This is a genomic window from Streptomyces sp. NPDC079167, assembly GCF_040686735.1.
In the GTDB taxonomy this organism is placed as follows: domain Bacteria; phylum Actinomycetota; class Actinomycetes; order Streptomycetales; family Streptomycetaceae; genus Streptomyces.
This window is the reverse complement of record NZ_JBFBLO010000008.1, coordinates 82,909-98,354: the sequence shown is the minus strand read 5'-3', so window position 1 is coordinate 98,354 and position 15,446 is coordinate 82,909. Positions and strand designations below refer to the sequence as shown.

Annotated in this window: 10 protein-coding genes; 4 read left to right on the top strand and 6 right to left on the bottom strand. The window is 71.4% G+C overall.

Annotation, left to right across the window (positions count from 1 at the left end; translation table 11 throughout):
- The first annotated feature begins 25 nt into the window (after positions 1-25).
- Complete coding sequence (locus tag AB0P41_RS18460) at positions 26-1,111, top strand: ankyrin repeat domain-containing protein (RefSeq protein ID WP_365932920.1); 1,086 nt, start codon at positions 26-28, stop codon at positions 1,109-1,111.
- 103 nt (positions 1,112-1,214) lie between these two features.
- Here AB0P41_RS18460 and AB0P41_RS18455 read toward each other — a convergent pair whose 3' ends face one another.
- The 3 genes from AB0P41_RS18455 to AB0P41_RS18445 all read right to left on the bottom strand — a co-directional run bounded on the left by AB0P41_RS18455 (position 1,215) and on the right by AB0P41_RS18445 (position 4,342).
- Positions 1,215-2,888 carry a DEAD/DEAH box helicase gene (locus AB0P41_RS18455; protein ID WP_365932918.1) on the bottom strand — a complete coding sequence of 558 codons (1,674 nt, stop codon included), beginning with the start codon at positions 2,886-2,888 and terminating at the stop codon, positions 1,215-1,217.
- A gap of 197 nt (positions 2,889-3,085) precedes the next feature.
- Positions 3,086-3,289: a cold-shock protein gene (locus AB0P41_RS18450; RefSeq protein ID WP_015607926.1), complete on the bottom strand. Its 204-nt coding sequence runs from the start codon at positions 3,287-3,289 to the stop codon at positions 3,086-3,088.
- A gap of 531 nt (positions 3,290-3,820) precedes the next feature.
- The gene (locus AB0P41_RS18445; protein WP_365932916.1) at positions 3,821-4,342 is read right to left on the bottom strand and encodes a pyridoxamine 5'-phosphate oxidase family protein; all 522 of its coding nucleotides are present in this window, start codon (positions 4,340-4,342) and stop codon (positions 3,821-3,823) included.
- A gap of 202 nt (positions 4,343-4,544) precedes the next feature.
- On the opposite strand from AB0P41_RS18445, the gene AB0P41_RS18440 reads away from it, so the two are divergent.
- Together AB0P41_RS18440 and AB0P41_RS18435 are read left to right on the top strand one after the other, a co-directional pair.
- Entirely contained in the window at positions 4,545-5,459 is a 915-nt protein-coding gene (locus tag AB0P41_RS18440) for a rhomboid family intramembrane serine protease (protein ID WP_365932914.1), read from the top strand.
- A 51-nt stretch (positions 5,460-5,510) separates the two neighbouring features.
- The gene (locus AB0P41_RS18435; RefSeq protein ID WP_365932912.1) at positions 5,511-6,758 is read left to right on the top strand and encodes an SLC13 family permease; all 1,248 of its coding nucleotides are present in this window, start codon (positions 5,511-5,513) and stop codon (positions 6,756-6,758) included.
- A 111-nt stretch (positions 6,759-6,869) separates the two neighbouring features.
- On the opposite strand, the gene AB0P41_RS18430 is transcribed toward AB0P41_RS18435, so the two are convergent.
- The 3 genes from AB0P41_RS18430 to AB0P41_RS18420 all read right to left on the bottom strand — a co-directional run bounded on the left by AB0P41_RS18430 (position 6,870) and on the right by AB0P41_RS18420 (position 14,047).
- Positions 6,870-8,330, bottom strand: coding sequence for a glutamate synthase subunit beta (locus AB0P41_RS18430; RefSeq protein ID WP_356712265.1), 1,461 nt, complete (start codon positions 8,328-8,330; stop codon positions 6,870-6,872).
- Positions 8,323-12,882, bottom strand: a complete 4,560-nt coding sequence (gene gltB, locus AB0P41_RS18425; RefSeq protein WP_365932910.1) for a glutamate synthase large subunit — start codon at positions 12,880-12,882, stop codon at positions 8,323-8,325. The genes AB0P41_RS18430 and gltB overlap by 8 nt, the downstream gene beginning before the upstream one ends.
- A 433-nt stretch (positions 12,883-13,315) precedes the next feature.
- A complete protein-coding gene (locus AB0P41_RS18420; RefSeq protein ID WP_365932907.1) occupies positions 13,316-14,047 on the bottom strand; it encodes a VIT1/CCC1 transporter family protein in 732 nt (243 codons plus the stop codon).
- A 222-nt stretch (positions 14,048-14,269) separates the two neighbouring features.
- On the opposite strand from AB0P41_RS18420, the gene AB0P41_RS18415 reads away from it, so the two are divergent.
- Positions 14,270-15,409: an ADP-ribosylglycohydrolase family protein gene (locus tag AB0P41_RS18415; protein WP_356712271.1), complete on the top strand. Its 1,140-nt coding sequence runs from the start codon at positions 14,270-14,272 to the stop codon at positions 15,407-15,409.
- Positions 15,410-15,446 lie beyond the last annotated feature (37 nt).

Below are 15,446 nucleotides of genomic sequence, written 5' to 3'. Positions count from 1 at the left end.
TCCGGGGTGGTCGTAGGGTCGGTGTATGACGAATGGTCCGGTTGGGGGTGCCAGCAGCCTCTTCGAGGCGTTGTACGCCGATGAGGACGCCGTCGTACGGGCGCTCCGTGCGGGCGTGTCCGCCGAGTCGTGCGACGAGGAGGGGACGACCGCCCTGTATCTGGCGTCCGTGCAGGACCTGCCCGGCGCGGTCCGGCTGCTCCTGGCGGCGGGCGCGGACCCGAACCGGGCGAGCGGCCCCGACGCCGGAGATCTGCCGCTCTGCGGGGCGGCGTGCGGGGGGCACTCGGAGGTCGTGGCGGCGCTCCTGTCGGCCGGGGCGGAGCCGGACCTGACCGAGGAGTTCGGCTTCACGGCGCTGCGCTGGGCTGCCGGCCTCGGTCACGCCCGGGTCGCTGAGACGCTCCTCGCCCATGGCGCAGACCCGGATCTGCCCGGTCCGCAGGGTGAGACGCCGCTGGTGGTGGCGGCCCGGCGGGGGTCGGCGCACACCGTGCGGACCCTTCTCCGGCACGGCGCCCGCGACCTGTCCCCCGCGCTGGAGGAGGCCAGGAGCATGCTCACCCTGGACGTGGAGCGGGAGCTGCGCGACGCGCTGCGGCGTATGTACGGGGACGAGGCCCACGAGAGCGTGGTGCGCCACACACCGGTGGACGGCGGGGTGACCGTCACGGTCGGACTGCTGCGGGGCGGGGAGTTGTTCGCGTCCCAGGACCTGCAGACGGGGCACGGGGCGATCGCGACGCTCCTGGAGGGCGAGCTGGGCCTGCGGGCCCCGTTCGAGGAGCTCGCCGTCCGGGCGCTGCGGGAGGGTGACCCGGGGCTGGACAACTGGCTGGTGGCCGTAGGGGCGTTGGGGCGGCGCGGCGACGAGGAGACGTTCCAGGTGGCGACGGCGTGGACGGCGAGCGAGGACCCGCTGCGGCAGTTGTTCGGTGTGGACGTACTGGCACGGCTCGGATTCGGTGACGGCGGCAAGCCGTTCGCCGACCGGGCGGTGCCGCTGCTGCGGGGGCTGGCCCGGACAGCGGCCCCGGCTGCGGCCGAGGCGGCGGCGCGGGCGCTCGACGGGTACGAGGGTGGGCCCGGGGAGCTGAGGCCCGGGCGCTGAGGCCGGGCGTTGAGGCCGGGCGCTCGATGGTGCGGGGCGCACCCGGAAGTGAGGGCGCGCGACGGGCGCGGTGGCCGGAGGAACCGGTCACCGCGCCCTGTGATCACGCTGCCCTGCGGCCACGGCCGGGAGCGCTGCCGCGCCCGGTGGAGCCGGCCCGGCCGGCACCGGCGCCGCGCGCGGAACCGCCCGCGCCGCCGGAACCACCACGGGCCGCACCGCCGCCGGAGCCACCACGGGCCGCGCCACCGCGGGCCGCGCCGCCGGAGCCGCCCTGTGCGGCGCCCGAGGCCGCGCCCGTTCCGCCGCGCCGGCCGCGTCCGCGGCTGCCCGAGCGGAACGATCCGCCGGCCGCCGCGCCCGAACCCGAACCGGAGCCTCGCGTACGCGGCTTGGGCTGGGTCGGCTGCGGCACCTCGATGACGATCGCGACGCCGGAGGGCTCACGGGCACCCGTGATCCGGCTGAGCTCGTCGTCGCTGGACTTGATCCGGGTGGTGTGCGGCGCGATGCCCGCGTCCTGCATCAGCCGGGTCATCTCCCGCTTCTCCTCGGGCAGCACGAGCGTGACGACGCTGCCGGACTCCCCGGCACGCGCGGTGCGCCCGCCTCGGTGGAGGTAGTCCTTGTGGTCGGTCGGCGGGTCCACGTTGACGACCAGGTCGAGGTCGTCGATGTGGATGCCACGGGCCGCCACGTTCGTCGCGACGAGCGCGGTGACCTGCCCGTTCTTGAACTGGTCCAGCGTCCGGTTGCGCTGCGGCTGGGACCGGCCGCCGTGCAGGGCCGCGGCCCGCACGCCGCTGGCGAGCAGCCGCTTGGCGAAGCGGTCGGCGGCACGCTTGGTGTCGACGAACATGATCACGCGGCCGTCACGGGCGGCGATCTTCGTCGCGACCGCCTTCTTGTCCGTCTCGTCCAGGACGTGGAGCACGTGGTGCTCCATCGTGGTGACCGCGCCGGCGGACGGGTCCACGGAGTGCACGACCGGGTCGGTGAGGAACATCTTGACCAGCCGGTCGATGTTCTTGTCGAGGGTCGCGGAGAACAGCATCCGCTGGCCGTCCGGCTCGACCTGCTTGAGCAGCGCGACGACCTGCGGCATGAAGCCCATGTCGGCCATCTGGTCGGCCTCGTCGAGGACGGTGATCGCGACCTCGTCGAGCCGGCAGTCGCCACGCTCGATGAGGTCCTTCAGCCGCCCCGGGGTGGCGACGAGCACCTCGGCGCCGCGGCGCAGCGCGCCGGACTGCCGGCTGATCGACATGCCGCCGACGACGGTGGCGACGCGCAGGTTGACGGAGGTGGCGTACGGGGTCAGCGCGTCGGTGACCTGCTGGGCGAGCTCGCGGGTGGGGACGAGGACGAGTGCCAGCGGTGCGTGCGGCTCGGAGCGGCGTCCGGCGGTGCGGGCGAGCAGTGCCAGGCCGAAGGCCAGGGTCTTGCCCGAGCCGGTGCGGCCGCGGCCGAGGATGTCCCGGCCGGCCAGCGAGTTCGGCAGGGTGGCGCCCTGGATCGGGAAGGGGTCGGTCACGCCCTGTGCGGCGAGCGTCTTCAGCAGCGCGGCGGGCATGTCCAGGTCGGCGAAGGCGTCGACGGCCGGCAGCGCGGGGGTCAGCGTCTCCGGCAGGGCGAATTCGCCGCCCTGTGCGGGCGCGGTCCTGCGGCGGGCCGGTGCCTTGCCGGATCCTCGGGTGTTCGCCTGCGGCCGGTCCGTGCCGCGGCCCTTTATCGGGCGGTTGCGGGTGGGTCGGTCCTGGCGTTCGGAGCGGGTCATACGGAATTGCCCTCCTGGGGGATTCCTGGGGTTACTGCCGACTGCTGTGGACTGCTTGATGTGCGCCCCAGGATGCAAGCACAGAGCAGGTGTCCCGGTTGCGGAACCGAACCGGGAAAGGATGAGTCGGAAACAGCACAAACCGGGGCCCGCACCTTCACGGTGCGGGCCCCGGTCGCGAGGTACGCGTCCGGCAATTAGGCCGGGACGATGTTCTCCGCCTGCGGGCCCTTCTGGCCCTGCGTGACGTCGAAGGAGACCTTCTGGCCCTCCTGGAGCTCACGGAAGCCCTGGGTGGCGATGTTCGAGTAGTGGGCGAAGACGTCGGCGCCGCCGCCGTCCTGCTCGATGAAGCCGAAGCCCTTTTCCGAGTTGAACCACTTCACGGTTCCAGTAGCCATGTCATTCTCCTAAAAGAGGTGCAGTGCCGGAAATCCGCACTTTACGAATTCCAAGTCGCCGCATTGAGCCCCATCCGGAGAAAGCCGGAAAACAATAAAGCGCCTGAGGAGGGTTCCCGTCAGGCGCACATAAAGTTCATGGGTACCAAAACTGCAACTCGGCAACCGTAGCACGTTCCGTCGGCGGGCGGCAGATCACTCGGCCCTCGGCGCGCCGGAGGGCGTGCTGACCAGCGGGGTAAGGGTGGCCGTTCATGACCGGTTCCGGAATCGTTCCCGGATGCTTCCCGCCCTGTTCCCCCTAGGGCCGGGCGCCCTACGGCGGGCGGCGGAGGACGACGTTCCGCCGCGCGGTCCATGAGGGCCGGACCTCCCCGTCCTGGAGGCGGATTCACCTGGATGCCGTAGCGGCGCGCTCCCCGGCCACGAGCCGGCCGGCGGTCGAATCCGGGGCCAGGGGTTACGCCGTACAGGTGAGCCGCCCCAGGACCGCCCAGGACCGCCCAGAGCCGCCGCGGAGACGCCCCTGCGTCAGCCTTCCCGTACCGGACTGTCGTCGTTGCCCCTGCGCAGGGTGCGCAGCGGGTGGCCGGGTCGCCAGACCTGTACGACGAGGTCGTCGCCGTCGATCGCCGTGCGGACCACCTCGGTGGGTTCGGCGCGAAAGAGGAGGAAGGGCTCCGGCGGGGCCGCCTCGTCGACGAAACGAGCCAGCACGGCGGTGTCGGTGATCTCCACCGCCCGTCCGGAGACGCGTACGTCCCCGTCGGCCATCTCCGCGTCCGGCCCGGGATTGGCGTGGACGGCGAAGCGCGGGTCACGCCGCAGGTCCAGTGCCTTGCGGGAGCCGGGCATCATGCCCAGCCACAGAGCGTCCATGCGGAAGTCCACCTCCAGGCCGGTGACCCGGGGCGAGCCGTCGGAGCGCAGGGTCGCGAGGACGTGGTGCTTGTACAGCTGGAACCGCTTCCGCACGGTGTCGGCGAAGTCCGGTTCCGCCGTGCGGAAGTCCTGCCAGGAAGCGGGTGTCACGTGCGGTGTCATAGGTGCCATCGAACCCCGTAAACCAGACATCTTCTGTCGTGTTTCTTTCCGTGTCACCGGATCGGACGCCGCCGGGCCCGGCTCAGCGCCCACGGGGCGTTGGTTTCCGGGCGCGGTCCCCCGGCCCCAGGTGTGCTCCGCCTCACCCGCGTTCGCTATCTTGAGCGCCGCCGCCCCCGCGGCCCTCCGTCCACGACTGAAGGAGCCGGCCATGACGGCCGCCGCCACCGCGTGTTATCGCCACCCGTCGTACGAGACGTATGTGCGCTGCACGCGCTGCGACCGGTACATCTGCCCCGACTGCATGCGTGAGGCGTCCGTGGGGCACCACTGCGTGGAGTGCGTGCAGGAGGGGCAGCGCTCGGTCCGGCAGGCCCGCTCGCTGTTCGGCGGCGCGGTGCCGGGCGCCGCCACGCCGGTCGTGACGTACGCGCTGATGGCGCTGAACATCGTGGCGTACGTCGTCGAGGTCGTCCGGGCCGGGACGGTGGACCGGTTCGGGATGCTCGGGGCGGTGCTGGTCGACTCCTCGGGCGAGCAGTACTACTACAAGGGCGAGACCTACCCCGGTTTCGAGCTGAGCGGGGTGGCGGACGGTGAGTGGTACCGGCTGCTGACGGGCACCTTCCTGCATCTGCCGCCGGACGCGTCGTTCGGTGTGATGCACCTCCTCTTCAACATGCTGGCGTTGTGGAACATCGGCAGGGCCGTCGAGGGACAGCTGGGCCGGGCGCGGTATCTGGCGCTGTATCTGCTGTCCGCGGTGGGCGGTTCGGTGCTCGTGTACGTGGTCTCGCCGGAGACGACGGCGGTCGGCGCCTCGGGGGCGGTCTTCGGTCTGGCGGCGTCCTTCTACGTCATCAACCGGCGGCTGGGCCGGGACATGCGGGCGGTCAACCGCTTCATGGCGGGCTTCCTGCTCTGGATGGTGATCTCCGCCGCGTTCACCTCGTGGGAGGGCCACCTGGGCGGGCTGCTGACCGGTGGGCTGGTGACCTACGGGCTCGCGTACGCGCCGGCGAAGCTGCGGACGTCCGCGACGCAGCTGGCGGGCGGGGCGGTCCTGGTGGTGCTGCTGGCGGCGGTGGTCGCCGTCCGGACGGCGGCTCTGACGGGCGCGGTCTGACGGGAACCCGCCGGTCACGGAGGTGAGTCCACTTTCTGGGACCATCGTCCCATGGTGAGAGAGAGGCCGGAGGCAGAGCCCGGTCGTGGGGGTGAGGACGCGGGCGGACGGGTCCGGCGGCTGCACCCGCTCGACCGGCTCGCCGGGGGGCTGCTGGTCCTGGGGCTGCTCGCGGTGGTGACGGGGCTGTTGCCCCCGGGGCCCGCCGCGCAGGAGATGCGGCGCGTCGGGCCGCTGCTGGCGTTCCTGGGCACCGTGATCGTGATGGCCGAGCTGACGGGCCGGGCGCAGGTCTTCGATGTGGTGGCGGCCTGGTTGGCCCGGGCGGGGCGGGGGCGTTATCCGCTGCTCTTCGGGCTGTGTGTGGCGTTCGCCTCGCTCACCACGATCGCGCTGAACCTGGACACCACGGCGGTGCTGCTCACCCCGGTCATGCTGGCGCTGGCCGCCCGGGTGGGGATCGCGCCGGTGCCGCTGGCGATGACGACGGTGTGGCTGGCCAACACGGCGAGTCTGCTGCTGCCGGTCTCGAACCTGACGAATCTGCTGGCGGCGGACCGGGTGGCGCTCTCGGCGTCCGGTCTCGCCGCGGTCATGTGGCTGCCCCAGCTCGCGTCGATCGCCGCGACGGCGGCCTGTCTGTGGATCTTCTACTGGCGGCCCGGCCGGCGCGGCGAGGGCCGGGCCCGGTACACCCCGCCACCGGTGCCGGTGGCCGCGGATCCCGTCCTGCTGCGGATCTGCGCGGTGGCCTGTGGGGGGTTCCTGCTGGCGATCCTGGTGGCGGACGTTCCGCTCTGGTCGGTGTCGCTGACGGGGATGGTGGTCGTCGTGGTGGCGTTCGCCGTACGGCGCAGGCAGGAGCTGCGGCTGTCGCTGGTGCCGTGGCGGCTGCTGGTGCTGGTCCCGGGGATGTTCCTGGTGGTGGAGACGGTCGACGCGCACGGCCTGCACGAGTTGCTGGAGTCGGCGCTGGGTTCCGGCGACGGCCTCCTGGGGTTGCTGCGGTCGGCGGCGGTGGGGGCGGGTCTGTCGAACGTACTGAACAACCTGCCCGCCTATCTGGCGGGTGAGGCGGTCGTCCCGGCGGAGAACCACCAGCAGTTGCTGGCTCTGCTGATCGGGGTCAATGTGGGGCCGCTCGTCACCCCGTGGGCGTCCCTGGCGACGCTGCTGTGGTTCGAGCGGTGCCGCCGGCACGGGACGCGGATCGCCCTGGGCCGTTTCATGGGGACCGGACTGCTGCTGTCGGTGGCGGGCACCCTGGCAGCCGTGTCCGCGCTGGCGCTGGTGAGCTGATCCCGCGGGGTCCCGGACGCGTCGCGGCGCCCGCCCTTGTCCGGTCGGGGACGGGGGCGGGCGCCGCGTTCAGTTCCGTACGCCGTTGTACGGGACGTCTGTGTGCCGTGGTCAGACCGTCAGGGAACGGTCCGTCGGGCGGATCGGGGCGTGCAGGGCACTGGTCCCGGTCAGGAAGCGGTCCACGCCGCGCGCCGCGGAGCGGCCCTCGGCGATGGCCCAGACGATGAGGGACTGGCCGCGGCCCGCGTCACCGGCGACGTAGACGCCGTCGACGTTGGTCGCGTAGTTCTCGTCGCGTGCGATGTTGCCGCGCTCGTCGAGGTCGAGGCCGAACTGCTGGACGAGGCCGTTGGCCTGGTCGGTGCCGGTGAAGCCCATGGCCAGGGTGACGAGCTGGGCGGGGATGACGCGCTCGGTGCCGGCCTTCTGCTCCAGCTTGCCGTCCTTGAACTCCACCTCGATGAGGTGCAGGGACTGGACGTTGCCGTCCTCGTCGCCCTCGAAGTGGGTGGTGGAGACGGAGTAGATCCGCTCGCCGCCCTCCTCGTGCGCGGAGGTGACCTTGTAGAGCATGGGGAAGGTCGGCCAGGGCTGGTTGGCGTTACGCTCCGCACCCGGCTGCGGCATGATCTCCAGCTGGGTGACGGAGGCTGCGCCCTGCCGGTGGGCGGTGCCGACGCAGTCGGCGCCGGTGTCGCCGCCGCCGATGACGACGACGTGCTTGCCCTCGGCGGTGATCGGGGAGACGGTGAGGTCGCCCTCCTGCACCTTGTTGGCGAGCGGGAGGTACTCCATCGCGAAGTGCACGCCGCGCAGGTCGCGGCCCGGGACGGGCAGGTCGCGGGAGACGGTGGCACCGGCGGCGATGACGACCGCGTCGTAGCGGCGGCGGAGCTTCGCGGCGTCGATGTCCTTGCCGATCTCCACCTCCGTGCGGAACTTGGTGCCTTCCGCGCGCATCTGCTCGATGCGGCGGTTGATGTGCGACTTCTCCATCTTGAACTCGGGGATGCCGTAGCGGAGGAGTCCTCCGATGCGGTCCGCGCGCTCGAAGACGGCGACGGTGTGGCCGGCGCGGGTCAGCTGCTGGGCCGCGGCGAGTCCCGCCGGGCCGGAGCCGATGACCGCGACGGTCTTGCCCGAGAGGCGCTCGGGCGGCTGCGGGGTGACGTCGCCGCTGTCCCACGCCTTGTCGATGATGGAGACTTCGACGTTCTTGATGGTGACGGCCGGCTGGTTGATGCCGAGGACGCACGCCGACTCGCACGGGGCGGGGCACAGGCGGCCCGTGAATTCCGGGAAGTTGTTCGTGGCGTGCAGGCGCTCGGACGCCGCCGACCAGTCCTCGCGGTAGGCGTAGTCGTTCCACTCGGGGATGAGGTTTCCGAGCGGACAGCCGTTGTGGCAGAACGGGATGCCGCAGTCCATGCAGCGGCCGGCCTGCTTGCTGATGATCGGGAGCAGCGATCCCGGAACGTAGACCTCGTTCCAGTCCTTGACACGCTCGCCGACGGGGCGGGTCTCGGCGACCTCGCGTCCGGTGGTCAGGAAGCCCTTGGGGTCAGCCATTGGTCGCCGCCTCCATCATCTTCTCGGTGGTCTCCTGCTCGGAGAGACCGGCGAGCTCAGCGGCGTCCTTGGCGGCGAGCACTGCCTTGTAGGTGGACGGGATGATCTTGCTGAAGCGGCTGACCGCGGTGTCCCAGTCGGCCAGCAGCTTCTCGGCGACCGTGGAGCCGGTCTCCTCCTGGTGGCGGCGCACGACGTCGTGCAGCCACTGCTTGTCGGTGTCGTCGAGGAGCTCGACGGCGCCGATGTTGCCGGTGTTGACGTTGTCGAGGTCGAGGTCGATGACGTACGCGATGCCGCCGGACATGCCTGCGGCGAAGTTGCGTCCGGTCTCGCCGAGGACCACGGCGTGGCCGCCGGTCATGTATTCGCAGCCGTGGTCGCCCACGCCTTCCGAGACGACCGTGGCACCCGAGTTGCGGACGCAGAAGCGCTCGCCGGTCCGGCCGCGGAGGAAGAGCTCGCCGCCGGTCGCACCGTAGCCGATGGTGTTGCCGGCGATGGTGGAGTACTCGGCGAGGTGGTCGGCGCCGCGGTCCGGGCGGACGATGACGCGGCCGCCGGAGAGGCCCTTGCCGACGTAGTCGTTGGCGTCGCCCTCCAGGCGCAGCGTCACACCGCGCGGTACGAACGCGCCGAAGGACTGGCCGGCGGACCCGGTGAAGGTGATGTCGATGGTGTCGTCGGGCAGGCCCGCACCGCCGAACTTCTTGGTCACCTCGTGGCCGAGCATGGTGCCGACGGTCCGGTTGATGTTGCGGATCGCGATCTGTGCCCTGACGGGCTGGGCGGCCTCGGCGCTGTCGGCGTCCAGTGCGTCGGCGGCGAGCTTGATCAGCTCGTTGTCGAGGGCCTTGGCCAGTCCGTGGTCCTGCTCGGCGATCTGGTGGCGCACCGCGCCCTCGGGGAGCTCGGGCACGTAGAAGAGGGGCTCGAGGTCGAGGCCCTGTGCCTTCCAGTGGGTGACGGCCCGCTCGGTGTCGAGGAGTTCGGCGTGGCCGACGGCTTCCTCGATCGTGCGGAAGCCGAGCTCGGCGAGGATCTCGCGGACCTCTTCGGCGATGAACTCGAAGAAGTTGACGATGTACTCGGCCTTGCCGGAGAACCGCTCGCGCAGGACGGGGTTCTGGGTCGCGATGCCGACCGGGCAGGTGTCGAGGTGGCAGACGCGCATCATGACGCAGCCGGAGACGACGAGCGGCGCGGTCGCGAAACCGAACTCCTCGGCGCCCAGCAGTGCGGCGATGACGACGTCGCGGCCGGTCTTGAGCTGGCCGTCGGTCTGGACGACGATGCGGTCGCGCAGGCCGTTGAGCAGCAGGGTCTGCTGGGTCTCGGCGAGGCCGAGCTCCCAGGGGCCGCCCGCGTGCTTGAGGGAGGTGAGCGGGGAGGCGCCCGTGCCGCCGTCGTGGCCGGAGATGAGGACGACGTCCGCGTGGGCCTTGGAGACACCCGCGGCGACCGTGCCGACACCGACCTCGGAGACCAGCTTCACGTGGACGCGGGCCGCCGGGTTGGCGTTCTTGAGGTCGTGGATCAGCTGAGCCAGGTCCTCGATGGAGTAGATGTCGTGGTGCGGCGGGGGCGAGATCAGGCCGACGCCCGGGGTGGAGTGCCGGGTCTTGGCGACCCACGGGTAGACCTTGTGGCCGGGCAGCTGGCCGCCCTCGCCGGGCTTGGCGCCCTGCGCCATCTTGATCTGGATGTCGTCCGCGTTGACCAGGTACTCGCTGGTGACACCGAAGCGGCCGGAGGCGACCTGCTTGATGGACGAGCGGCGTGCCGGGTCGTAGAGGCGCTCGGCGTCCTCGCCGCCCTCGCCGGTGTTGGACTTGCCGCCCAGCTGGTTCATGGCGACGGCGAGCGTCTCGTGCGCCTCCTGGGAGATGGAGCCGTACGACATGGCGCCGGTGGAGAAGCGCTTGACGATGTCGGAGGCGGACTCGACCTCGTCGATGGAGATCGGCTCGCGGCCGCTCTTGAAGCCGAAGAGCCCGCGGAGCGTCATGAGGCGCTCGGACTGCTCGTTGACCCGGCCGGTGTACTTCTTGAAGATGTCGTACCGGCGGTTGCGGGTGGCGTGCTGGAGGCGGAAGACCGTCTCCGGGTCGAACAGGTGCGGCTCGCCCTCGCGGCGCCACTGGTACTCGCCGCCGATCTCCAGCGCGCGGTGCGACGCGGAGATGCCGGAGGCGGGGTACGCCTTGGTGTGCCGGGCGGCGACCTCCTTGGCGACGACGTCGAGTCCGGCGCCGCCGATCTTGGTGGCGGTGCCGTTGAAGTACTGGGCGACGAATGCCTCGTCGAGGCCGACGGCCTCGAAGACCTGGGCGCCTCGGTAGGAGGCGACGGTCGAGATGCCCATCTTGGACATGACCTTCAGGACGCCCTTGCCGAGGGCGTAGATCAGGTTGCGGATGGCCAGCTCGGGTTCGATGCCCTCGATGAACGTACCGGCGCGGACGAGGTCCTCGACGGACTCCATCGCGAGGTACGGGTTGACGGCGGCGGCGCCGTAACCGATGAGCAGCGCGACGTGGTGGACCTCGCGGACGTCGCCGGCCTCGACCAGCAGGCCCACCTGGGTGCGCTGCTTGGTGCGGATGAGGTGGTGGTGGACGGCCGAGGTGAGCAGCAGCGAGGGGATCGGTGCGTGCTCGGCGTCGGAGTGCCGGTCGGAGAGGACGATGAGGCGAGCGCCGTCCTCTATGGCGGCGTCGACCTCGGTGGTGATCTGCTCGATCCGGGCGGCGAGTGCCTCGCCGCCGCCGCTGACGCGGTAGAGGCCGGAGAGGGTCGCGGCCTTCATTCCCGGCATGTCGCCGTCGGCGTTGATGTGTATGAGCTTGGCCAGCTCGTCGTTGTCGATCACCGGGAAGGGCAGCGTGACGGCGCGGCAGGCGGCTGCGGTCGGCTCCAGGATGTTGCCCTGGGGGCCGAGCGTGGAGCGCAGCGAGGTGACGAGCTCCTCGCGGATGGCGTCCAGCGGCGGGTTGGTGACCTGGGCGAAGAGCTGGGTGAAGTAGTCGAAGAGCAGCCGGGGACGCTCGGAGAGCGCGGCGATCGGCGAGTCGGTGCCCATGGAGCCGAGGGGTTCGCCGGCGGTGCGGGCCATCGGGGCGAGGAGGACGCGGAGCTCCTCCTCGGTGTAGCCGAAGGTCTGCTGGCGGCGGGTGACCGAGGCGTGGGTGTGGACGATGTGCTCGCGCTCGGGGAGGTCCTCGAGCTCGATCTCGCCGGTTTCCAGCCACTCCTCGTACGGGTTCTCGGCGGCCAGGGACGCCTTGATCTCGTCGTCCTCGACGATGCGGTGCTCGGCGGTGTCGACGAGGAACATCCTGCCGGGCTGCAGGCGGCCCTTGCGGACGACCTTGGCCGGGTCGATGTCCAGGACGCCGACCTCGGAGGAGAGGACGACGAGGCCGTCGTCGGTGACCCAGTAGCGGCCGGGGCGCAGGCCGTTGCGGTCGAGGACCGCGCCGACCTGGGTGCCGTCGGTGAAGGTGACGCAGGCCGGGCCGTCCCAGGGCTCCATCATCGTGGAGTGGTACTGGTAGAAGGCGCGGCGGGCCGGGTCCATGGAGGCGTGGTTCTCCCATGCCTCGGGGACCATCATCAGCACCGAGTGGGGCAGGGAGCGGCCGCCGAGGTGGAGCAGCTCCAGGACCTCGTCGAAGGAGGCGGAGTCGGAGGCGTCCGGGGTGCAGACGGGGAAGATCCGGTCGAGCTTCGCCTCGCCGAAGAGGCTGGAGGCGAGCTGGGACTCGCGGGCCTTCATCCAGTTGCGGTTGCCCTTGACCGTGTTGATCTCGCCGTTGTGGGCGACGAAGCGGTACGGGTGGGCGAGCGGCCAGCTGGGGAAGGTGTTGGTGGAGAAGCGGGAGTGGACCAGCGCGACCGCGGTGGCGAAGCGGCGGTCGGAGAGGTCCGGGAAGAACGGCTCCAGCTGCCCGGTGGTGAGCATGCCCTTGTAGACGATCGTGCGTGCGGAGAGCGAGGGGAAGTACACCCCGGCCTCACGCTCGGCGCGCTTGCGCAGGACGAACGCCTTGCGGTCCAGGACGATGCCGGTGCTCTCGCCGTCGGCGACGACGAGCTGGCGGAATTCGGGCATCGTGGCGCGGGCGCCCTTGCCGAGGATGTCCGGGGTGACCGGGACCTCGCGCCAGCCGAGGACGTCGAGGCCCTCTTCGGCGGCGATCTTCTCGATCTTCTTGACGGAGTCCGTGGAGTCGTCCGCGGGGAGGAACGCGATGCCGACGGCGTAGGAGCCGGCCTCGGGCAGCTCGAACGCCGCCTCTTCGCGGAGGAAGGCGTCCGGGACCTGAAGGAGAATGCCGGCGCCGTCACCCGAGTCGGGTTCGGATCCGGTGGCGCCGCGGTGTTCGAGGTTGCGCAGTACGGTCAGCGCCTGCTCGACCAGCTCATGGCTGGCCACACCGGTCAGAGTGGCCACGAACCCGACACCACAGGCGTCGTGCTCGTTACGGGGGTCGTACATCCCCTGCTGGACAGGGCGACCGTCCATGGGCGACCAGGCGTCGGAACGCATTGGCTCTCCCGTCGTCGTCGTGGCATGTGCTGTGCCGAGGGACGACGCTGGCCCTCTGCGAAATTTCGTGCAGGTTACATGATGGAACGCTTCTCAAAAAGCGAATAGCCCGTTCCAACATGCGGACACCACGGAGCCGTGGTGCCGATGGGTCACGATCGGAAGGATCATGGTGGATCACTGTCCGGGGATACCGCAGAGAGCAGGCGTCGTTGCCCGCAGGTGTCTACGGCTATTGCCCAGCGGTCATGGAATCGAAACCGCCGAGTAACGGCTACTTATGTGTAGCGCTGCATAGTGTCTCATTTTACGGGGCGCTCACCCGATCCGCCCAGTGACGTGCGTCAAGAGGTACGTCACACCGGTGCGACAACGCAAGGGTGCCCGGGAAATCCCGTCCGGCGGGCGGGCTCCCGGGCACTGTCCGGCCACCTCAGCCGACGGCCACACCGAAGAGCGTGCCCAGGCCGTACGTGACCGCAGCGGCGGCCCCGCCGAGCACGAGCTGACGCAGTCCGCTGAACCACCAGGTCCGTGCCGTCACCCTGGCCACGACGGCGCCGCAGCCGAAGAGGCCGGCCAGGGCGAGGAGCACGGCGGGCCACATCTCGGTGGCGCCCAGCAGGAAGGGCAGCACGGGCAGCAGGGCACCCAGGGCGAAGGCACCGAAGGAGGACAGGGCGGCGACGAGGGGCGAGGGCAGGTCACCCGGGTCGATGCCCAGCTCCTCGCGGGCGTGTATCTCGAGCGCCTGCTCCGGGTCCCTGGAGAGCTGGCGCGCGACCTCCTGGGCGAGGGCGGGCTCGACCCCGCGGGACTCGTAGAGCGCGGCGAGCTCCCGCATCTCGTCCTTGGGGTGCTTGCGCAGCTCGCGCCGCTCGACGGCGAGCTCGGCCTCGACGAGTTCGCGCTGCGAGGCGACGGAGGTGTACTCCCCCGCGGCCATCGAGAACGCGCCTGCGGCGAGCCCGGCCAGGCCGGTGATGACGATGGTCTGCTGGGAGACCGCCCCTCCGGCCACGCCCGTCATCAGGGCGAGGTTGGAGACGAGGCCGTCCATGGCGCCGAACACCGCGGGCCGCAGCCAGCCGCCGTTGACGTCACGGTGCGTGTGGTTGTCGCGGTGGGCCTCGTGCAGTACGGCGTCGGTCTCGATGATGGACACAGCTCTCCCCTTCTCCGGGAGCGGTCCCCAAGGTGCTCTTCCCGCTCCACACCGTCGAAAGTACGCACGAAAAAGGCCTCCCGCCAGCAAGGAAGGCCGAACTTACCTGCCTGGCGGGCGTCACCCGGGCGGCCGATTTATACGAAATACGAGCCTCTCTTCGGTCGATCGGGGAAACCTCTCGTATCCGGTTGTTCCGGGCGCGAGTGAAGGGTCGACACGATGGAGCTCATGGCGGACGGTCCGGCGGCGGGCACGGGTGACCGGGCGCGGGGGGCGCTGCTGGGACTCGCGGTGGGGGACGCGCTCGGAGCGCCGGCGGAGAACATGCGCCCGTCCGAGATCCGCCGCCGCTGGGGCCGCATCGAGGGCTTCGTCAGTGACGATCCGGCGGGGACCGACGACACCGAGTACGCGATCTTCTCCGGGCTGCTGCTGGCCAGGCACGGATCGGCGCTCACCGTCTCGCACGTCGAACGGGCCTGGCACCACTGGATCGCGGATCTGGACGAGGGTCCGTTCCGGGGAGCCGGATTCAGCGAGCGCGGGACGCTGGAGAATCTGCGGCGCGGGCTGGCCGCCCCGATCTCCGCGCAGCACCGGCACGCCTGGAGCGACGGTCTGGCGATGCGGGCGGCGCCGTTCGGGGTGTTCGCGGCGGGCCGTCCCGCCGAGGCCGCGCGCCTGGTGGCGGTGGACGGCCGGGTCAGCCATGAAGGGGAGGGCATCTACGGCGGGCAGGCCGTCGCCGCGGGGGTGGCGGCCGCGATGGTGGGGGCGGGGCTGGCCTCGGTGATCGCGGCAGCGCTCTCGGTCGTGCCGATGGACTCCTGGACGGCCCGTTCGCTGCGCCGCGCGGTGACGGCCGCGCAGCGCTCGTACCCGGACCGGCTGGCCGGGGAGCGCGCGGTGCGGTCCGCGGTGGTGATCGGCGGCTATCCGTGGACGGATCTGGCGCCGGAGGCGGTGGGTCTGGCCTTCGGCGCCCTCACGGCGGCGCGCGGTGATTTCCGTACGGCGGTGCTCACGGCGGTGAACATGGGCCGGGACGCCGACACCACGGCCGCCGTGGCGGGCGCGCTGGCCGGCGCCCTGCACGGGGCGTCGGCGATTCCCCGCGACTGGGCGGCGGCGATCGGCCCGGTGCGGGGCAGCTGCCTGCCGTCCATGCGGGGCTACCACGTGCTGGACATCGCGGATCTGCTGACCCCGGACGACGGGGAGGGCCCGCCGGATCCGGACCGGGGGCACGCCGCCACTTCCGTATCCCCGCGGGTACGACCGCCGGGCGCCCCGTGGCACACCCCCGTACGCACCGCCCCGGCCGCTCCGGCCTCGGGTGTCCGGCAGGACGCCCGGTGAGCGCCGCCCGCGGCCCCCGGCGGGACGCCCCCGCCAC